General features: G+C 71.6%; 14 protein-coding genes and 4 pseudogenes. 10 read left to right on the top strand and 8 right to left on the bottom strand.

Going from position 1 to position 19,720, the window contains the following annotated elements; translation table 11 throughout:
* Positions 1-73 precede the first annotated feature (73 nt).
* Positions 74-1,141: a TetR family transcriptional regulator gene (locus tag GEV07_27330; GenBank protein MQA06270.1), complete on the bottom strand. Its 1,068-nt coding sequence runs from the start codon at positions 1,139-1,141 to the stop codon at positions 74-76.
* A 52-nt stretch (positions 1,142-1,193) separates the two neighbouring features.
* On the opposite strand from GEV07_27330, the pseudogene GEV07_27325 reads away from it, so the two are divergent.
* The 3 genes and pseudogenes from GEV07_27325 (at position 1,194) to GEV07_27315 (ending at position 3,891) form a co-directional block, all read left to right on the top strand.
* Positions 1,194-2,430 (top strand): annotated as a pseudogene (locus tag GEV07_27325) (cytochrome P450).
* A 24-nt stretch (positions 2,431-2,454) separates the two neighbouring features.
* A pseudogene (locus tag GEV07_27320) lies at positions 2,455-2,966 on the top strand (GNAT family N-acetyltransferase).
* A gap of 70 nt (positions 2,967-3,036) precedes the next feature.
* Positions 3,037-3,891: a fumarylacetoacetate hydrolase gene (locus GEV07_27315; GenBank protein MQA06269.1), complete on the top strand. Its 855-nt coding sequence runs from the start codon at positions 3,037-3,039 to the stop codon at positions 3,889-3,891.
* On the opposite strand, the gene galT is transcribed toward GEV07_27315, so the two are convergent.
* Positions 3,888-4,988 (bottom strand): galactose-1-phosphate uridylyltransferase, encoded by a 1,101-nt coding sequence (galT, locus tag GEV07_27310; GenBank protein ID MQA06268.1) that lies wholly within the window; start codon positions 4,986-4,988, stop codon positions 3,888-3,890. The genes GEV07_27315 and galT overlap by 4 nt on opposite strands.
* A 46-nt stretch (positions 4,989-5,034) precedes the next feature.
* On the opposite strand from galT, the gene GEV07_27305 reads away from it, so the two are divergent.
* Positions 5,035-5,736: a TrkA family potassium uptake protein gene (locus GEV07_27305; protein MQA06267.1), complete on the top strand. Its 702-nt coding sequence runs from the start codon at positions 5,035-5,037 to the stop codon at positions 5,734-5,736.
* A 28-nt stretch (positions 5,737-5,764) separates the two neighbouring features.
* Here GEV07_27305 and lpdA read toward each other — a convergent pair whose 3' ends face one another.
* Positions 5,765-7,165: a dihydrolipoyl dehydrogenase gene (gene lpdA, locus GEV07_27300; GenBank protein ID MQA06266.1), complete on the bottom strand. Its 1,401-nt coding sequence runs from the start codon at positions 7,163-7,165 to the stop codon at positions 5,765-5,767.
* Positions 7,166-7,270: 105 nt separating this feature from the next.
* On the opposite strand from lpdA, the gene GEV07_27295 reads away from it, so the two are divergent.
* Positions 7,271-8,128: an FAA hydrolase family protein gene (locus GEV07_27295; protein MQA06265.1), complete on the top strand. Its 858-nt coding sequence runs from the start codon at positions 7,271-7,273 to the stop codon at positions 8,126-8,128.
* A 2-nt stretch (positions 8,129-8,130) separates the two neighbouring features.
* On the opposite strand, the gene GEV07_27290 is transcribed toward GEV07_27295, so the two are convergent.
* The 4 genes and pseudogenes from GEV07_27290 to GEV07_27275 all read right to left on the bottom strand — a co-directional run bounded on the left by GEV07_27290 (position 8,131) and on the right by GEV07_27275 (position 11,075).
* Complete coding sequence (locus GEV07_27290) at positions 8,131-8,865, bottom strand: ABC transporter permease (protein MQA06264.1); 735 nt, start codon at positions 8,863-8,865, stop codon at positions 8,131-8,133.
* Entirely contained in the window at positions 8,865-9,575 is a 711-nt protein-coding gene (locus GEV07_27285) for a fluoroquinolone transporter permease (GenBank protein MQA06263.1), read from the bottom strand. The genes GEV07_27290 and GEV07_27285 overlap by 1 nt, the downstream gene beginning before the upstream one ends.
* A pseudogene (locus GEV07_27280) lies at positions 9,572-10,365 on the bottom strand (ATP-binding cassette domain-containing protein). The gene GEV07_27285 and the pseudogene GEV07_27280 overlap by 4 nt, the downstream one beginning before the upstream one ends.
* Positions 10,366-10,424: 59 nt before the next feature.
* Positions 10,425-11,075: a TetR family transcriptional regulator gene (locus GEV07_27275; protein MQA06262.1), complete on the bottom strand. Its 651-nt coding sequence runs from the start codon at positions 11,073-11,075 to the stop codon at positions 10,425-10,427.
* Positions 11,076-11,262: 187 nt separating this feature from the next.
* On the opposite strand from GEV07_27275, the gene GEV07_27270 reads away from it, so the two are divergent.
* Entirely contained in the window at positions 11,263-12,840 is a 1,578-nt protein-coding gene (locus GEV07_27270) for a CocE/NonD family hydrolase (protein ID MQA06261.1), read from the top strand.
* Between the two features lie 9 nt (positions 12,841-12,849).
* Here the strand turns inward: GEV07_27270 and GEV07_27265 are convergent, their stop codons facing one another.
* Positions 12,850-14,238, bottom strand: coding sequence for an asparagine synthetase B (locus GEV07_27265; protein ID MQA06260.1), 1,389 nt, complete (start codon positions 14,236-14,238; stop codon positions 12,850-12,852).
* Positions 14,239-14,447: 209 nt separating this feature from the next.
* On the opposite strand from GEV07_27265, the gene solA reads away from it, so the two are divergent.
* The 4 genes and pseudogenes from solA to GEV07_27245 all read left to right on the top strand — a co-directional run bounded on the left by solA (position 14,448) and on the right by GEV07_27245 (position 19,558).
* Positions 14,448-15,620, top strand: a complete 1,173-nt coding sequence (gene solA, locus GEV07_27260) for an N-methyl-L-tryptophan oxidase (GenBank protein ID MQA06259.1) — start codon at positions 14,448-14,450, stop codon at positions 15,618-15,620.
* Between the two features lie 141 nt (positions 15,621-15,761).
* Positions 15,762-17,366: an ATP-binding cassette domain-containing protein gene (locus GEV07_27255; GenBank protein ID MQA06258.1), complete on the top strand. Its 1,605-nt coding sequence runs from the start codon at positions 15,762-15,764 to the stop codon at positions 17,364-17,366.
* 169 nt (positions 17,367-17,535) lie between these two features.
* A pseudogene (locus tag GEV07_27250) lies at positions 17,536-19,218 on the top strand (ATP-binding cassette domain-containing protein).
* A gap of 67 nt (positions 19,219-19,285) precedes the next feature.
* Positions 19,286-19,558 carry a hypothetical protein gene (locus GEV07_27245; protein MQA06257.1) on the top strand — a complete coding sequence of 91 codons (273 nt, stop codon included), beginning with the start codon at positions 19,286-19,288 and terminating at the stop codon, positions 19,556-19,558.
* Positions 19,559-19,720 lie beyond the last annotated feature (162 nt).

Below are 19,720 nucleotides of genomic sequence, written 5' to 3'. Positions count from 1 at the left end.
CCGGCGCTCCCACGACCTCGCAGCACATGGGCCTCCTACCGCGACACCGCGGCAGCACATGGGGAGGCCACGCCTACCGCGGTACCGGGGTGCCGGCGGCGACCGCGTGGCCGGCGCCGCGGCCGTCGGCGCAGCCGAGCAGCCGGCCCGCTCGCACCCGGACGGCCGCCTCGGTTGCGTCGCTGACTGCGGGTAGGTCGGCGGCCGCGGCTAGCGTGCCCGTCTCGTCGCACACCACCTGCAGGCGCGGCCATGCCGACGGTGGGATCGCTTGCCGCAGGCAGCTGCCGAGCTCGGTGACGAGCAGCCGGGCGAGCGGCATCAGCTCCCCCGGTCGGCCGGTGACCACCACGGCGGTGACCTGCACGCCCGGCGGCGCCGCCCGCACCGCCTCCTCGATCGCCGCCAGCCGGTGCAGGCCCAGCACGGCGAGCACGCCGTCGCCGGCGAGCTGGGCGGTGTCGCCGCGCAGCAGGTCAACCGCGTCCGGCGGGTCCCACGGCAGGTCCACCGGCCGCACCGGCGGCACGGCGTCCGGCGGTGGCCACCGGTCGGTGATCGCCACGGCGGCGAGCTCTGCGCACGCCTCGACGACGGTGAACGGCTCGACGAAGCCGGGCGCGGCCGCCAGCAGCTGCCGCGCGCCGTGGAGCGTGGTGAGGGCGGCCTCCGCGATCCGCACCAGCCGCACCGGCTCCGCGTCGCCCGGCCGCAGCCCCTCGAGTGCGAGGCCGAGCACGATGGCGTCCAGCGTGAGCAGCCCGGCGAACGGCCGCCGCACCCGCTCGTCGTCGAGCACCTCCGCGTACAGGTCGCGCGCGAGGCCGGCCGCTTCCGCGTCAGGCACCGACCGGCCCATCCAGGCCCGGGCGAACGCACCGAGCGCCTCGCGCAGGTCGTGCCCGAGGTCGGGGTGTGCCGGTGGCCGCGCCTGCTCGGCCAGCTCCGCCAGCACCGCGAAGTAGAGCGCCCGCTTGCCGGGGAAGTTCGAGTAGACAGCCCCGCGGGTCAGCCCGGCCCGCTCCGCGACCTGGTCGACCTTGGCGCCCCGGTACCCGCGTTCGGCGAACTCGGCCCGCGCCGCCGCCAGCACGTTCTGCCGGTTGCGACGCTGCAGCTCGACCCGGCTCAGGCGCGCCATCACACTCCCGTCGTTGCCGTCGTACCGCCAGCAAGATACCGTGAACATTCAAATGATAAGAACATTTGCCAATGCCATCTGGAATGGAGGCGGCGTGGCCGACACCGAGCAGCCCCCCGAGCTCGACCTCACCGATTTGGACCTGGTCCGCGACCCGTTCACCGCGTACGGCCGCGCCCGCGAGCGGGCGGCGCTGGCGCGGACCCGGATCCCCGGCATCGGCCCGGTGTGGGTGGTCACCAGGCACGCGGAGGCGCGGGCGATGCTGAGCGACCCACGCTTCGCGATCCGGGCGGACAGCTTCACGCCGCCGCCCGGCATCCCGGACGACTACCTGCCGTACCTGCCGACGATGTCCGAGCAGGACGCCACCGAACACGCGCGGCTGCGCCGGCTGGTCGCTCCCGCGTTCGGCATCCGCCACGCCACCGCGTTCCGGCCACGGATCGAACCGCTGGTGGCCGGCCTGCTCGACGGCCTGGCCGCGCACGCCGAGGACGGCGTCGTCGACCTGCTGCCGCACTTCGCGCGGCCGCTGCCGATAGACGTCATCTGCGAGCTGGCCGACATCCCCGCCGCGGACCGGCCGGCGTGGCGCCGCCACGGCGCCGCCGTACTCGGCGGGGGTGGCGCGGACTTCGCCGCGGCCGTGCCTGGCATCGTCGACAGCGCGCAGGCGGCCGTCGCGCAGCGGCGGGCGGAACCCGGCGACGACCTGGTGTCGGCGCTCGTCCGGGTGCACGACGAGGACGGCGACCGGCTCGGCGACGTCGAGCTGGTCACGCTGTTGTGGCATCTGGTGCTCGCCGGGCAGACGCCGGCCAACCTGATCGCGAACGCCGTCGTCGCCCTGCTGCAGCACCCCGCCCAGCTGGCCGAGCTGCGCGCCGCCCCCACGCTGGTACCCGGCGCGGTGGAGGAGCTGATCCGCTGGTGCGGGCCGACGCTGCTGACCATCCCGCGCTACGCGAGCACGGACATGGAGTTCTGCGGACGGCCGGTCCGTACCGGCGACGCGATCACCGCCTCGGTCGCCGCGGCGAACCGCGACCCGCGCGCATTCGGCGACCCGGACCGCTTCGACCTCCGCCGCGACGCCGGCCGCACGCCGCACCTCGGCTTCGCGCACGGGCCGCACTTCTGCCTCGGCGCGCGTACAGACCGCCGTCGCCCTGACCGCACTGCTGACCCGCTTCCCCAGCCTGGCGCTCGCCGACGGCGAGGACCGCGCCATGGACCCGGGCACCTGGCGGGTGGCCTCGCTGCGCGTGACCCTCGGCGCCCCCTGACTCAGTACGCTTGGCCGGGTGCGCCTGCGAGGGAGCTGGCCCGCCGCCGTACCGCTGACCACCGACCGCCTCGACCTGGAACCACTGCGGGTCGACCACGCGGACGAGCTGGCGCCGGTGCTCGACGACGAGCGCCTGCACGAGTTCATCGGCGGCCGGCCACCACGCGGGAGCTGCGGGACCAGTTCGCGCGGCAGGTCGTAGGACGGTCCCCGGACGGGTCCGCCGGTTGGTACAACTGGGTGGCCCGCGAACGGCGCAGCGGTGCCGCGCTCGGCACCGTACAGGCCATCGTCGTCGACACCGAGGACGGCTCGTGCGCCGACCTGGCGTGGGTGGTGGCCGCCGGCTGGCAGCGGCAGGGGTACGCGCGGGAGGCCGCGGCCTCGATGGTCGGCTGGCTGCGCGACAGTGGCGTCGACCGGATCACCGCGCACGTCCACCCGGAGCACGCCGCGTCCGCCGCCGTCGCCAGGTCGCTCGGCCCGCACGCCACCGACGTGGTCATCGACGGCGAGACCCGCTGGGCGGGCTGACCCCGCACCGCGGCCAGTCATACTGGTTCGGTTCGCAGCACCGACAGGACCGACGTGGAGGACGAACGACGTGCGCATCCGTACCGTGGACGTAGCTGGCACCCCGACCGTCTGTGTGCGGCACGGCGACCGGACGGTCCGGGTCGACCGCCTGCTCGACGGCCCACCGCGTGACCTCGTCGCGCTGCTCGAGCAGGACGTCCTCGGCGAGCTCGGGCAGCGGCTCGCCGCCGCGGTCCCCGACGACGCGCTCGTCGACGCGGACGCGCCGGTGCTCGCCCCGTCCGCGCGACCGGGCAAGATCCTCGGCATCGGGCTGAACTACGGCGCCCACGCCGGCGACCTCGGCGAGCAGGCGCCCCGCACCTCACCCGCGTCGTTCCTGAAGGGGAACCACACCATCGCCGGGCCGGACGAGCCGATCAGGCGGCCGGGGGGCATCGGCACCGTCACCGCGGAGGCCGAGGTCGGCCTGGTGATCGGCAGGCCGTGCTACCGCGTGTCGGTCGACGAGGCGATGTCGTACGTCGCCGGCATCTGTGCGGTGCTCGACCAGACCGCCGAGGGCGTGCTGCTGGAGAACCCGCGGTACCTCACCCGGGTGAAGAACTACCCGACGTTCTTCACCTACGGGCCCGACCTCATCACCCTGGACGAGGTCGACGCGGCCGTCGGCAGCCTGGACGACCTGCGGGTGAGCACCGTGCACAACGGCGAGGTGCACCGCACCGACACCGTCGCGGGGATGACCTTCTCCCCCGCGGAGCTGCTGAGCTTCCACAGCCACGTGATGCCGTTCGCGCCCGGCGACGTCCTCGCCACCGGCACACCGGGCGCCGTACCGATCCAGCCGGGCGACCGGGTCACCTGCGTGCTCGGCGACGGCTTCAGCGAGCTGACCAACCCGGTCGTCGCGGACGCCTAGTCCACCGGCGGCTGGGTGGCAACCAGCTCGCGCAACCGCGCCGCGCCGGCTTCCGGCGTGACGTCGTTGACGAACACCCCCATGCCGGACTCCGAGCCGGCCAGGTACTTCAGCTTGCCCGGCGCCCGCTTGATGGAGAAGACCTGCAGGTGCAGGTAGCTCAGCTCCCGCCCGGTACGCACCGGCGCCTGGTGCCAGGCGGCGATGTACGGCAGCGGCTGGTCGTACAGCCGGTCCAGGCTGCGCAGCACGGTGAGGTAGAGCCGGCTGAGGTCGTCGCGCTCCTCGTCGCTCAACGCCGGCAGGTCGGACACCTGCCGGCGCGGGTAGAGGTGCACCTCGACCGGCCAGCGCGCGGCCGCCGGCACGAACGCCGTCCAGTGCGCCGACTCGGCGACCACCCGGTCGCCGGCCGCGCGTTCCGCAGCGAGCACGTCGGCGAACAGGTTCCTGCCGGTGCGCTCGTGATGCGCGCCGGCCGACTGCAGCATCCGGCGGGTGCGCGGGGTGACGAACGGGTACGCGTAGACCTGCCCGTGCGGGTGGTGCAGCGTGACGCCGATCTCCTCGCCGCGGTTCTCGAAGCAGAAGACCTGCTCGACGCCGGGCACCGCGGACAGCTCGACGGTCCGGTCGACCCACGCCTCGACCACCAGCCTGGCCTGCGCGGCGGACAGCCCGGCGAACGACCGGTCGTGGTCACTGGTGAAGCACACCACCTCGCAGCGGCCGTGTCCCGGCCGGCGGGGGAACAGCTCGTCGTTCGCATCCGCCGGCCCGGCGACCGCAGCGGTCGCGAACGACGGGAACCTGTTCTCGAACACCGCCACGTCGTACGCGGCGGCGGGGATCTCCGTCTGCTGTCCTACCGTGGACGGACACAACGGACACTCGGCGGCGGACGGCAGGTGGGTGCGGCTCTGCCGGTGCGACGCCATCGCCACCCACTCGTCGAGCAGCGGGTCGTACCGGATCTCCGCCGCCGTCGTGGTGGCGGGCAGGTCGCGCGGGTCGTGCACCTCGCGCACCGCGTCGTCGGCGGCGTCGAAGTAGATGATCTCGCGTCCGTCGGCCAGCCGGCCAGCGGTCCGTTTCACCACGCCTCCTCGTGCTGCGGCCCCTGCGGAGTCTTCCGCACATATCATGCTTCCTGACCGTCGACTCGAAGAAAGGCAACGGCCCGTGTCCGATCTGGCGGAGTCCGGCGTCGTGGTCATCGGCCTCGGCAGGTTCGGCATCTCACTCGCCGAGGAGCTGGTCGACCGCGGCGTGGACGTGCTCGGCATCGACAACGACCCGCGGATCGTACAGCAGCTCACCGGCAGCCTGACCCAGGTCATGGCCGCCGACTGCACCGACGCCGACACGCTGCGGCAGCTCGGCGTCCAGGAGTTCTCGCACGCGGTGGTGGCGATCGGCACCGACCTGGAGGCGAGCATCCTCGCCGCCTCGCTGCTCGTCGACCTCGGCGTCCAGGACGTCTGGGCGAAGGCGATCAACAGGGAGCACGGCAAGATCCTCGACCGGCTCGGCGTGCACCACGTCGTGCTGCCGGAACACGACATGGGCGAACGGGTCGCGCACCTGGTCACCGGCCGAATGCTGGACTTCATCGAGTTCGAGGACAACTTCGCCATGGTGAAGACGTCCGCGCCCGCCTTCGCCGTGGACAAGCGACTCGGCGAGACCCGCATCCGCTCCGAGTACGGCGTCACGGTCGTCTGCATCAAGCGCAGCGGCGAGGACTTCACCTACGCCACGCAAGACACCGTCATCCGTTCCGGCGACACACTCATAGTCGCCGGCACCACGACGGCCACCGAGAGCTTCGCCAACCTCACCTGACGCGCAGCCAGGTGGCCGGCACCAGCCGTCAGAAGTTGATCATGTGGCCGGCGAGGCCGTGTACGGCCTCCTTGACCGCCTCGCTGAGCGTGGGGTGTGCGTGGACGTTCCGCGACACCTCGTGGACGGTCAGGTCCCACTGCTGCGCGAGGGTCAGCTCGGGCAGCAGCTCGGTGACGTCGGGGCCGATCATGTGGGCGCCGAGCAGCTCGCCGTACTTGGCGTCGCTGAGCACCTTCACGAAGCCGCCGGAGTCGCCGAGGCCGTGCGCCTTGCCGTTCGCGGTGAAAGGGAACTTCGCGACCTGCACGTCGTAGCCCTGTTCGCGTGCCTGCTCCTCGGTCCAGCCGAAGCTGGCGACCTGCGGCTGGCAGTACGTGGCCCGCGGGATCATCACGTAGTCGACCTCCATGGTCTCCGCGCCGGCGATCGTCTCGGCGGCGATGACGCCCATCGACTCCGCGGTGTGCGCGAGCATCAGCTTGGCCGTGACGTCGCCGATGGCGTAGATGTGCGGCACGGACGTACGCCCGCGGCCGTCGATCTCCACCGCGCCCCTGTCGGTGACCGCGACACCGGTGTTCTCCAGCCCGTACCCGGTGACGCTCGGCTGGAAGCCGATCGCCTGGAGCACCTTGTCGGCTTCCAGCGTCTGCTGGCCCTTGCTTGACGAGACGGTCACCTTGACCGTGTCGCTCGACTCGTCGATGGCGTCCACCTTGGTGGACGTCAGCACGTCGATGCCGAGCTTGCGGTACCGCTTCGCCAGCTCCTTGGAGACCTCGGCGTCCTCCAGCGGCACCATTCGGTCGAGGAACTCGACGATGGTGACCTTTACGCCGTAGTTGTGCAGCACGTACGCGAACTCGACGCCGATCGCACCGGCGCCGGCGATAACGATGCTGGCAGGCAGCTGCTCGGTGAGGATCTGCTCCTCGTACGTCACCACCCGCTCGGAACGGCTGGTGCCAGGCAGCAGCTTCGGCTGCGCGCCGGTCGCGAGGATGCAGTGCCCGAAGGTCACCGTCTCGGTGCCGCCGGCGGTCGTCGCGACCTGCAGCGTGTTCGCGTCGGTGAACGTGCCACGGCCCTCGTACTCGGTGATGCCGTTCTTCTTCATCAGGTAGTGCACGCCCTTCGCCCGGCCGTCGGCGACCGAGCGGCTGCGGGCGAACGCAGCACCGTAGTCGAAGGTGACCGACCCGTCGGCCTGGATACCGAAGGTCTTCGCCTCGTGGGTGAAGATGTGCGCCAGCTCGGCGTTGCGCAGCAGCGCCTTGGACGGGATGCAGCCGACGTTGAGGCAGACCCCACCCCAGTACTTCTCCTCGACGATCGCCGCCTTCAAGCCGAGCTGCGCGGCCCGGATCGCGGACACGTATCCGCCGGGGCCGGCGCCAAGGACCACCACGTCAAAGTGTTCGCTCATGCCCCAACCCTATGCGGCGCGGTCCGAGCAGGCGCGTGGGATAGCCTCGTGAGCGCGTGTCTGCCGCTCACCGGCGCCGTCTCACATTCCGGAGGAACACCCGTCATGAAGCTGCAGCGGAGAGGTCCCGTCGGCCAGGAACAGCCGGTCGTACTCGACGACGACGGCACGTTGTACGACCTCACCGGGCTGACCGCGGACATCGACGGCGCGTTCCTCGCCGCGGACGGCATCGGCCGCGCACGGCGCGCGCTCGAGGCGGGTGAGCTACCTCATGCCGACCTCGCGGACGCGCGGATCGGCGCACCGGTGGCAAGGCCGGGCGCGGTGGTCTGCCTGGGCCAGAACTACGCCGCGCACGCCGCGGAGACCGGCTCGGCGCCGCCGGAGGAGCCGATCGTCTTCTTCAAGCACCCGAACACCGTCGTCGGCCCGTACGACGACGTGCTCCTGCCGCCGGACAGCACGGCCACCGACTGGGAGGTCGAGCTCGCCATCGTCATCGGCAGTCGCGCCAGGTACCTGCCGGACGAGGCGTCCGCGCTCGACCACGTCGCCGGCTACACCGTCTCCAACGACGTGTCCGAGCGGGTACTGCAGGTGCAGCGCTCCGGCGGCCAGTGGTCGAAGGGCAAGAGCTGCGAGACGTTCAACCCGCTCGGCCCTTCGCTCGTGCCTGCGGACGACCTCGTCAACCCGCAGAAGCTGCAGATCAGGTCGTGGGTGAACGACCAGCCGCGCCAGGACTCGAACACCGCCGACATGATCTTCGGCATCGCCAGGACCGTGTACGAGCTGAGCCAGGTCCTCGTACTCGAACCCGGCGACGTGGTGAACACCGGGACGCCGGAGGGCGTCGCCATGTCCGGGCGGTTCCCGTACCTGGCAGAAGGCGACACCGTCCGGCTGGCCATCGACGACCTCGGCGAGCAGCGCCAGCAGGTGCGGCGGGCGACCCGCTGACCTCAGCGCAGGCTGCGCAGGAACTGCCGGTACAACAACCAGACGACCGGCACGTGGTAGATCACCCCGCCGACCAGGTGTGGCCACCAGGGCTCGCCCGCGCTCAGCTGCCAGTACGCCTTCGCCGGCCAGTAAGGCGGCAGCAGCCAGAACAGGTACTGCCAGTGCGGCGCGAGGAAGTACGGGATCAGCGGTAGCCCCGCGACCACGATGCCGACCGCACGCATCACCGCGAGCCCTTCCACCTTGTTCCGCGCGAACCGCAACAGCACCAGCCCGATGACCAGCCCGCTGAGCCCCGCCAGCAGCCCGATCGGCACCAGCGGTACGACGTGCTCGAGCGGCAGCAAACCGCTTGCGAGCATGGTCACCACGACGTACACCGTGGTGACCAGCACCACCGTGCAGGCTCGGTACCCGAGGTACGAGCGCATGGGCGTCGGCGTGACCCTCAGCGCGGCGAACGTGCCGGCGTCGCGCTCGTCCAGCACCAGGAAGGCGCCGAGCCCACCGACCACGATCGGACTGGTCAGCAGCAGGAACGCGGTGAGGATCAGCGGGTAGTACGGCACCAGGTCGACGCCGTACCTGTCGGCGACCAGCTCCGTCGCCGGCGGCGTGGCCAGGCGCACCATGAGGATCCATACCACAGGCGCGAAGATCAGGCCGGCGAGTAGTGACTCGCGGCGCAGGCCGCGCGCGTCGTTGCGTCCGAACGCCGTCAGGGCGCCGGCCATCACGCACCTCCCGTCTTGGCCACCACGTACTTCTCGAACATCCGGCGAGCCGGCAGGTACATCAGGCCGAGGAACGCAAGCGGGTAGAGCACGCCGTACCCGACCTGCCAACCGGTGAGCGAGACCTGGTCGAACGCCGCACCGAGGAACAACAGCGGACCCATCGTCGGCACCAGGTAGAGCCACCGCGTCGGCCAGAGCCCGGCCAGGTAGAAGACCGGCAGGGTCATGACCGCGAGCGGCCCGACCGAAGGCATGAACCAGTTGCTGATCGACGAGAACGGCATCGAAGACAGGAAGCTCGCCGTCAGCATCAGGGCCGTGCCGAGCACGGCGCCAAGCAGCAGCCACCGCAGGTCGTACCCGACGCCGTGCGTGACGGTCGCGACGAACACCGCGAGCACCGTGGAGAGCGTGACGAGGGTGAGCATCTTCGCCAGCAGGTACTCGACGAACCGCATCGGTGTGGCCACCAACGCGTTCAGCGTGCGGTCGCCCTTCTCCAGGAAGACCGCGCCTGCGATGAAGAACCAGCCGACGATCGCCAGGTCGCCGAGGATGACGTACGGCTCGGCCGTGGACCGGAGGTCGTGCGGCAGCGGCAGCAGTAGCGCCAGCCACATCACGCCGGAGAACACGCCCGCCTGCAGGAACCGGTACCGCCACTGCAGCCGCACTTCCAGCCGCAGCACCGTACCCAGCCTGGTCACGTCAGCCTCCGCCCCGTCGTCTCCACGAAGATGTCGTCGAGCGACGCTTCCTTGCTGTGGGTGGTCTCGACATGCTCGTAGCGCAGCACGTCGAGGAAGTCACCGTTGTCGGCCAGCCGCTCCATGGGGAACTGCCGATGCTCGAGTGCGCCGTCACCGTTGCGGTACTCGACCTGCACGGTGCGCTGGCTGCGCTGCACCTTGAGCTCCTTCGGCGAGTTCAGCGCGACGATCTGCCCGTCGACCACGAACGCCACCCGGTCGCAGAGCTCGTCCGCGGTGGCCATGTCGTGCGTGGTGAGGAACACCGTCTTCCCGCGGGCCTGCTCCGCGAGCACGATGTCCTTCACCTTGCGCGCGTTCGTCGGGTCGAGGCCGGACGTCGGCTCGTCGAGGAACAGCAGCTCGGGGTCGTGCAGCAACGCCGCACGAACACCAGGCGCATCTGCATGCCCTTGGAGAACTTTGCGAGCCTGGTGTCGGCGTCGTCGGCCAGTCCGACCAGCTCGAGCAGCTCCTTCGGGTCCCGCGTCGCCGACTGGTACAGCGACGCGAAGAACTCCAGGTTCTCCGCCGCGGTGAGCTTCTGGTAGTGGTTCGGCAGCTCGAACGAGACGCCGACCCGCTCGTAGTAGTCCGAGCCCCAGGCGGCCGGGTCCTTGCCCCACACGCTGACCGTGCCGCCGTGCCCGGCGAGCAGGCCGATGAGGATCTTCTGCGTCGTCGACTTGCCGGCACCGCTCGGCCCGAGGAAGCCGAAGATCTCGCCCTGCTCCACCTCGAAGTCCATCCCGCGGATCGCCGGCTCGGCGCTACCTGGGTAGCGGAAGGTCTACCCCTCCACCGTGATCATGGCTGGGTACGGTCCTCTCCTGTCGGTTGTGTTCCGTCCGCGGCCGGCCGGGTGAGGCCGTTCGCGACGATGTCGACGAGCAGCTCGAGTGCCGCCGGGTAGGTCTCGGGGTCGAGCCGGTCCTTCTCCAGCGGGATCACCATCACCGCCTGGATGACGCCGAGCAGCACCCCGGGGTCGCCGTCGATCAGCCGGCCCGCGCGCTGGGCGCGCTCGATGAACTCGACGATCGGTGAGACGAGGTAGCGCTTGGTCTCCAGCAGCTGCTCGGGCGACACCCGCCGCGCGACCATCGCCAGCTCGTCCGAGTGGCTCATCAGCCGGCTGTACAGCGGGTTGTTGCGCTGGATGTCGAGGACCCCGTGCATGAACGCACGCACCGCCTCCGTGGTGCCGGCGGACTCGTCGTACAGCTCGTCGAGCAGCCACCGGTTCAGCTCGGGCACCTGCTCGTACATCAGCTCGATGTACAGCGCCTCCCTGGAGTCGAAGAACGCGTAGAAGCTGCTCTTCGCGATCCCCGCCGGCGTGACCAGCTCGTCCAGCGACGTCTTCTTCAACCCCTGCGTCGTGAACAGCTGGAAGCCCGTGTCGCGCAGGGCCTTGTCGATCCGCACGCGCTCCTGCTCGGTGAACCCGGTCGGCACCTCACCCTCCCGCCTGCGACTCTATGAACAGATTGATTTTTTGTTCATAGAGGAAGCTACTCCGCCCCCGACCTGGCGGCGAGGGAGATTTCCGCGACCCACCGTCGAGCACGCTGACATCGTCGTGCCGGCCTGCCAGGATGCGGCGTGCCGCCGGCACCGGCGGGTGACACCTGGGAGGACCCCCGTGCGCAGGCCCGCTCTCGCCCTCGTCGCCGGCATCGCCGTACTCGCCGCCACGCTCGTCGCCGCGCCCGCGGTCCGGGCGGACCAGGCCGCGGGGGCGGACACCCGCTACGAGACCATCCCCGGCGCCGGCGGCACCCCGCTGAAGGCGCTCGTGGTGACGCCGCGCGGACTCGGCGACGGGCCGTTCCCGCTGCTGGTGATGCCGTCCAGCTGGGGCATGCCGCACCTGGAGTACGTCGGCGCCGCGGCGAAGCTGGCGTACGAGTCCGGGTACGCGGTGGTGAGCTACTCCAGCCGCGGCTTCTGGGACTCCGGCGGCCAGGTCGACGTCGCAGACCGGCCCACCGTCCGCGACGTCAGCAAGGTGATCGACTGGGCGGTGGCCAACGCGCACGCGGACCCGCGGCGGGTGGGCGCGATGGGCGTGTCGTACGGCGCGGGCACCAGCCTGCTCGCCGCGGCCAGCGACAGCAGGATCAAGGCGGTCGGCGCGCTGAGCACGTGGACCGAGCTGCCGGCGTCGCTCTACCCGAACCAGACGGTCAACAAGCAGGCCGGTGAGCTGCTGCTGGCGCTCGCCCACCTCACCGGACGCCCGGCGCCCGTGCTGCGCGAGGTCGAGGCCAGCTATCGCAGGGGCGACATGGAACGCGCCGTGAAGTTGCTCGAAGGGCACTCCCCGGCCGAGTACATGGACCGGCTCAACGCGAACCGGCCGGCGGTCTTCCTCGGCAACGCGTGGGCGGACTCGATGTTCCCGCCAGGCACGGTCACCGACTTCTTCACCGAGCTCACCGGTCCGAAGAAGCTCATGCTGGGGCCCGGCGACCACTCCAGCCAGGAGGCGTTCGGTCTGGCCGGCCTGCCGAACGCGGTGTGGGACACCGCCGCACGCTGGATGGACCACTACGTCGCCGGCGAGGACAACGGCATCGCGGCCGAGGACCCGGTGGTGGTGAAGGCGCCGAAGGGCGAGAACTGGGCCGGCTACCCGAGCTGGCCGGCGTTCACCGGCGAGCCGGAGCGGCTCCACCTGGGTGCCGGCGGCGCGCTCGCACCAGAACCGGCGACCGGGTGGCGCACGACCATCGACGCCAATGTGCCGACGGCGGCCGACTCAGGCACGGCCATCGTGACCGGCACCCTGCAGGGCCTCGGGCTGCCCGCCGCGACGTCGCTGCCGCTGGTCGCCAGGCACGCCGCGGGCGTGTGGGTCGGCGCCCCGCGCGCCCGGCCAGGCGAGGTGCGCGGCGCACCGCGCCTGCGCGCCACGGTGACACCGAGCGCGGCCGATACGTCGCTGTTCGCGTACCTCTACGATGTGGACGCGACCGGCACGGCAGCGCTCGTCACGCACAAGCCGCTCAGCCTGCGCGACGCCACGCCCGGCGAAGCCCAGCGCGTGGACCTCGGGCTGGACCCGATCTCCTGGCACGTACCGGCGGGCCACCGCCTCGCGCTGGTGGTCGACACGGTGGACCCGCGGTACAAGGACGTCAGCACCCCGAAGAGCACGGTCACCTTCAGCTCCCCCGCCGACGCCCCGTCGACCCTGACGGTGCCACTGGCCGGCTGACGCCGACCGTCAGACGCGGTCGTCGGTCCAGGTGCCGGCTACTGCGTGGACCTGCTCAGGACGCTTGAACCGCTTGTCCATCAGGCCCGCGTACCAGTCGGCCTCGGCGAGCGACTCGGTGGCTGCTGCCCCCGGCAGCAGCGTGCTCATCCCGGTGCCCTCGTCGAACTGCGCCTTCTTCCGCCACACGATCTCGGCCGGGAGCAGATCGGACGCCGCGGCACGCAGCACCCACTTCTCCATCGGCTCGCCGTCGCCGTGCGCGTACTGCTTCAGCTCCGGCCGGATGCGCATCGCCTCCGCGATGACCGCCTTGTCGAGGAACGGCACCCGCGCCTCGACGCCGTGCGCCATGGACATCCGGTCGACGCGCTGCAGGTTGATGTTGTGCATGGCACCCAACGACCTGCGTAGCTCGTCGTGCAACTGCACGGGATCGTCGTACGACTCGTGGTAGCTGTACCCGGCGAAGAGCTCGTCGGCACCCTCGCCGGTGAGCACCACGGTCACCCAGTTCGAGGCGAACTGCATCACCTGCCAGGTCATCACGGCGGAGCGCACCAGGTCGACGTCCGCGGACTCCAGGTGCCAGATCACGTCAGGCAGCGACTTGATCGCGTCGTCCGGCTCCACCACCAGCTCGTGGTGGATGGTGCCGAGGTGGTCCGCGACCAGCCGTGCCGCCTTCAGGTCCGGACTGTCCGGCAGGCCGACGGCGAACGTGTGCAGCTCGTCGACGTGCCTGCGCGCGAGCGCAGTGATCAGCGAACTGTCCAGGCCGCCGGAGAGCAACGCACCGAACGGCACGTCGCTGCGCAGCCGCTTCACGACGGCCGCTTCGAGCACTTCACGGAAGTCGCGCACGACCTCTGCGGTAGCGCGTTCGACCGGGTCGCCGGCGGGCACCTGGTAGTACCTGCGCAGGCCGTGCGCGCTGTCGAACACGTGCCCGGCGGGGAACTCGGTCACCTCGTCGGCGATGCCGTCGAACGCCTTCACCTCACTGCTGAAGCCATCCACGTCGCCGATCCGTACCCGGTACAACGGCTTGATGCCGAGCGGGTCGCGTGCGGCGACGATGCGGTCGGGCGTCGCGTAGACGAACGCGAACATGCCGTCCAGCCGCGTCGGGGCGTCCGCACCCCAACGGCGTACCGCATGCAGGATGGATTCACTGTCCGAGCCGGTGGCGTACTTGCCGGCGCCGAGCTCACTACGCAGGGCGTCGTCGTTGTAGATCATGCCGTTGGCAACCAGTGCGTCACCGTTGGGCGTGGTCAGCGGCTGCTGACCGTGCCGTGGGTCGATGACAGCGAGTCGACGGTGCCCGAGCAGCCGGTGGTCGTGCACTTCACAGGTGCCGACGCCGTCCGGACCGCGATGCCCGAGCCTGGTCAGGGCATCGTCGAGAACATCGGGTAAGTCATCGAGAGAAGAAGAGTCAGAAGAGCTGGGAACAAGGGCTGCTAGCCCACACACGTGCGAACACGTCCTTCAACTGTCGCGAATGCGTACGAGACCATGATACTCGATCCTCGTCGGAGGCCGTTGCTGTGCGTGAATCATGTGTTGTCGTGACGACAACACTCAGGTCGGGAGGTACTTTCATGACGATGTCGAGCCCGTCGGTCGCGGTTGTCGGAGTCGGCAGCACCGGCGCCATGGCGATGTGGCAACTCGCGAAACGCGGCGTGCGCGTCACGGGGTTCGAGCGGTTCAGCCCCGGACACGACCGAGGTGCACACGGCGGGGAGACACGTATCTTCCGCACCGCCTACCAGGAGAGCCCCGACTACGTACCGCTGTTGGTTCGTGCCAAGGAGTTGTGGCAGCAGCTGGAGGAGGAGACCGGCGCGGAGTTGCTGAACCTCGCCGGCGTGCTCACCATCGGGGCAGCCGACACGCCGCAGCTCACCAACGTCATGGCGTCCATCGCGGAGTACGGCCTGACGGCCGAGCAGCTGTCCGTCGAGGAGGCCCGCAACCGTTACCCGCAGCACGCGGTCGGCGACGACGAGTCGGTGGTGCTCGACCGCAACGCCGGGTTCCTGCGCCCTGAGCGCGCGGTGCTGCACGCGAGCAGGCGCGCGGAACAGCTCGGCGCGACGCTGCACACGTACACGAAGGTGACCGCGATCGAGCCGGATCAGCACGGCGTCACCGTACGTACGGACGGCGGCACCGAGCGGTTCGACCACGTCGTCGTCGCGACCGGGCCGTGGGCGACGCAGCTGCTCGGCGGCTTCGGTTACGACGCGAGCGTCATCCAGGTGCGCCGCATCGTGCAGATGTGGTTCCCCGCCAAGGATCCCGCGCTGTTCCGCCCGGACCGGTGCCCGGTGTTCATCCGCGTCTCCCCCGTGCCGTACTACGGGCTGCCGGCCGCCGACGGCGCCGGCCTCAAGCTCGGCGTGTTCACGGAGGAGAACCGCGTCGTCACCGACCCCGACGACTTCGACAGCCGCGTGGGGGTCGGCGAGATCGCCAGCTTCCGCGACACGGTGGCCGAACTCCTCCCCCAGCTGTTCCCCGAGCCGGTGCGGATCGGCGCGTTCATGGAGGGGTACACGCCGGACTCCGACGGCCTCATCGGGGCACTTCCCGGCGCGGACAACGTGACGCTGCTCGTCGGCTTCTCCGGACACGGGTTCAAGCTCGCCCCCGCGTTCGGCGCGCTCGCGGCCGACGCGGTGCTCGGCACCCGGACGACGCCGTCGCTCCCGCGGCTCGACCCGGCCCGCGAGCTGTCCACCCACCCGCGAGAGGTGCAGCGAACTTAGGGTTGCCTAAGTTATAGTGCTCTGGTGCCGCCCAACCCCGTCCCAGCAGCCAGCCAGGACGGGCCGACCACTACCGAGGCGGTGCTGCGGCGGGCGGTGCTCGGGCAGGCGCGGTACGCGGCGCCGGCCACCGTCCTGCTGATGGCGCACCAGGCGCTGGAGTCGCTGGTGCCGGTCGCGATCGGCCTGGTGATCGACCACGCCGTGGCGACCGGCGCGGGCGGCGTCCTCGCCGGCTGGCTCGCCGGCCTCGCCGGGCTTTTCCTCTGCCTCTCGCTGGCGTACCGCTTCGGCGCCAGGCTCGGCGTCCGCGCGATGCAGCAGGCCGCGCACGACCTGCGGCTCGCGCTGACCCGCCGCATCCTCGACCCGCGCGGCGGCGCGGAGACCGGCCGGCTGCCCGGTGCGCTGCTGAGCACAGCGACCCTCGACGCTCTGCGCGTCGGCGAGCTGATCAAGGTGTTCGCGTTCCTCGGCGGCGCCCTCGCCGCGCTGGCCGTGACGGCGGTCGCGCTGCTGCGCATCTCGGTGCCGCTCGGCCTGGTCGTGCTCGGCTGTGCGCCGCCGCTACTCGTGGTCATCCACCTGCTCGGCAAGCCGCTGGCCAGGCGCACGGCGGTCGAGCAGGCGGCCGTCGCCCACGCGTCCGGCGTCGCCACCGACCTGGTCGCCGGCTTGCGCATCCTGCGCGGCATCGGCGCCGTACCTACGGCGGCGGACCGCTACCGGGTCACCAGCCAGACCGCGCGGCGGGCGGCCGTGCACTCGGCGAAGGCGCAGGCGGCGTACGAGGGGGCCACCATCGGGCTGACGGCGATCTTCATCGCCGCCGTCGCGTTCGTCGGCGGCCGGCTGGCGCTGCAGGACCAGATCACCGTCGGTGACCTGGTGGCGGCCGTCGGGCTCGCCCAGTTCCTGCTCGGCCCGATGTCGCGGCTGGCCGTGGTGGGCACCGGCTACGCGCAGGCGCGGGCGTCCGCCGCCCGCATCGCCGACGTGCTCGCCGCCGAGCACCCGGTCGCCGCCGCCGACGGCGAGCTGCCGCACCCGGTGCGTGGCCGGCTCCAGGTGCGGGACCTCACCTACCGCGCGCTGCGCGGCCTGCACCTGGACGCGGCACCCGGCGAGCTGGTCGCCGTCGTCCCCGGCGACCCCGCGGAGGCGACCGCGCTGCTCGCCGTGCTGGCCAGGGACGCCGACCCCGCCGCCGGCAGCGTGACCCTCGACGGCTACGCGCTCGGCGACCTGCATCCCCGTACCGTCCGCGGCGCGGTGCTGGTCGCCTGGCACGACGCCGACCTGTTCGAGGGCACGGTGCTCGACAACGTCGCGACGGCCGCCCTCGACGAGCGCCGGGTGAAGGACGCCGTGGTCGCCGCCGGCGTCGACCACGTCGCCGAGGTGCTCCCCGACGGTCTGGACACCTACCTCACCGAGCAGGCGCGCACGCTGTCCGGCGGCCAGCGGCAGCGCCTCGCGCTAGCCCGCGCGCTCGCGACCGACGCCCCCGTGCTCGTCCTGGCCGACCCGACGACCGCGGTGGACGCGGTGACCGAAGCGGCCATCGGCGACGGCATCAAGCGGATGCGCGCCGGCCGCACGACGCTCGTGCTCGCGTCCAGCCCAGCCCCGCTCGCGGTCGCCGACCGCGTAGTGGTCCTCGCCGACGGCGCAGCCACAGCGGCGGGCAGGCACGCCGACCTGGTCGCGACCAGCCCCGCCTACCGCGACCTGGCGCTGCGATGACAGATCCACACCGCCAGCAGCCGCCGACTACCACCGCCACCGCGGAACACCGACACGCCCGCCACCGACCCCACCTACCGCAACCTGGCGCTGCGATGATGACACACCCACACCGGCAGCAGCCGCCGACTGCCAGCGCTACACGTGCAGCCGCCGGGCCGCGGTCGCCCTGCTGCGGCCGCACCTGCCCGGGTTGCTCGCCGCGTTCGTGCTGTTGACCGCGGCGACCGCTGCCGGTCTGCTGGTGCCGCCGGTGCTCGGCCGGATTGTCGACGTGGTTGCCGCGGATGGGCGGCCGGGCACCGTCGGCGCGCTTGCCGGGGTGCTGCTCGTCGCCGCCGTCGCGCAGGGGGGTGTGCACCGCGCTGGGCAACGCGGCCGCCGCACGGCTCGGCGAGACCGCGCTGGCCAGGCTGCGCGAACGCGTGGTGCGGCGGGTGCTCGGCCTGCCGCTCGACCGGGTGGAGGCCGCCGGCAGCGGCGACCTGCTCGCCCGGGTCGGCAACGACGTCGCCCTGATCGGCACCGCCGTGCGCGAGGTGCTGCCGCAGCTGTCAGGCGCGACGCTGACCACGGGCCTCACCATCGTCGGGCTCGGCGTGCTCGACTGGCGGTTCGCGCTGGCCGGCCTCGCCGCCGTACCCGTCCAGCTGCACACGCTGCGCTGGTACCTACGCCACTGCGGCCCGCTCTACGCGGCCGAGCGGGTCGCCGAGGGGCAGCGCGCACAACAGCTGCTGGACAGCGTCGGCGGTGCCAGGACGGTGCGGTCGTACCGGGCGGAGGCGCAGCACCAGGAGCTGGTCCGCTCCCGGTCGCTCGGGGCGTTGCAGTACGCGCGGCGGACGGTCCGGTTGCAGACCCGGTTCTTCGGCCGGCTCAACCTCGCCGAGTTCGTCGGCCTGGCGCTCGTGCTGGCGATGGGCTTTGTGCTGGTCCGCTACGAGGTCACCACGGTCGGCACGGCCGCCGCCGCGGCGCTGTACTTCCACCGGCTGTTCGACCCGGTGAACATCCTGCTCGGGCTGTTCGACCAGGCGCAGCGTGCCGGCAGCGCGTTCGCGCGCCTGGTGGGCATCGACGAGCTCGAGCAGCCGCCCCCGCCGAGCGCCCCGGCCACTCCCCGCGACGGCTCGGTCACCGTGCAGGGCGCGTCGTACGCCTACCTGCCCGGGTACGACGTGCTGCGCACGGTGGACGCCAAGATCACCGCCGGCGAGCGGGTCGCGGTGGTCGGTGCCAGCGGTGCGGGCAAGTCGACGCTGGCCAAGCTCGTCGCCGGCATCCACCCGCCGACCGCCGGCCGGGTGCTCGTCGGCGGCGCCGACCTCGACCGGGTCGAGCCGGCCACGCTGCGCCGGCACGTCGCGCTGGTCACCCAGGAGGTGCACGTCTTCGCCGGCAGCGTGCGCGACGACCTGACGCCACGGAGCACGAGCTGGTGACGGCGCTGACCACCGTGCACGCCTGGTCGTGGGTCGCGACGCTGCCGGACGGCCTGGACACCGTCGTGGGATCGGGCGGCCACCGGCTGACGGCCGCCCAGGCACAACAGCTGGCGCTCGCCCGGCTCGTGCTCGCTGACGTGCCGACGGTCGTACTCGACGAAGCCACCGCGGAGGCCGGCAGCACAGGCGCGCGGCTGCTGGAGACCGCGGCGGCGGCCGCGCTACGCGGCCGCACGGCCGTCGTGGTCGCGCACCGGCTCACCCAGGCGGCGGCCGCCGACCGGGTGCTCGTGCTCGACGACGGCCGGGTACTCGAAGTGGGCCACCACGACGAGCTCGTCGCAGCGGGCGGCCGCTACGCCACCCTGTGGTCGGCCTGGCAGGCCAGCCGCACCTCCGGGTGAGTGGTTGGCCACACAGTGCGCAGACCGTAGAGTCACCCCATCGCCGGCTGACGAGGAGCCCCCCACCGTGAGTCCTGAGCAGCAGGAACGCCAGCTACCGCCGCACATCGACACCAGCAAGCCGAGCCTGGCTCGGGTGTACGACGCTCTGCTCGGCGGCAAGGACAACTTCGACGTCGACCGCGCACTGCTGCAGCAGTTGGTGCAGCTGACCCCGGAAATGCCCGCGGTGGCGCGCTCCAACCGGAGGTGGCTGATCCGTGCCGTGCGTTGGCTCGCCCGCAACGCCGGCATCGACCAGTTCCTCGACGTCGGCTCCGGACTACCTACTTTGACCTGAAAAAGTCGGGGCGTGGCGGTCTCTGAGTGGGGGTTTGTTCGTCGAGAGGATGGCCTCGAACCCTTGGGTGAGAAGGGGTCGAGGCCATCGTGTTTCGTACTGTAAATGATCAGCCGACGTTGTGGGATTCGGTCCTGCCGGTTGAGTTGCTGGTGTTGCCGG

Source organism: Streptosporangiales bacterium (assembly GCA_009379825.1).
GTDB lineage: Bacteria > Actinomycetota > Actinomycetes > Streptosporangiales > WHST01 > WHST01.
Note: the sequence above shows the minus strand (reverse complement) of the source record. Positions and strands in the feature narration are given on the sequence as shown.

Bases quoted from the DNA above. Each gene is read 5' to 3' on its own strand.
- lpdA (MQA06266.1), bottom strand. From the start codon at position 7,165: ATGAGCGAACACTTTGACGTGGTGGTCCTTGGCGCCGGCCCCGGCGGA.
- GEV07_27305 (MQA06267.1), top strand. From the start codon at position 5,035: ATGCTTCCTGACCGTCGACTCGAAGAAAGGCAACGGCCCGTGTCCGAT.
- solA (MQA06259.1), top strand. From the start codon at position 14,448: ATGACGATGTCGAGCCCGTCGGTCGCGGTTGTCGGAGTCGGCAGCACC.
- GEV07_27255 (MQA06258.1), top strand. From the start codon at position 15,762: ATGGCGCACCAGGCGCTGGAGTCGCTGGTGCCGGTCGCGATCGGCCTG.
- GEV07_27330 (MQA06270.1), bottom strand. From the start codon at position 1,141: ATGGCGCGCCTGAGCCGGGTCGAGCTGCAGCGTCGCAACCGGCAGAAC.
- GEV07_27295 (MQA06265.1), top strand. From the start codon at position 7,271: ATGAAGCTGCAGCGGAGAGGTCCCGTCGGCCAGGAACAGCCGGTCGTA.
- GEV07_27290 (MQA06264.1), bottom strand. From the start codon at position 8,865: ATGGCCGGCGCCCTGACGGCGTTCGGACGCAACGACGCGCGCGGCCTG.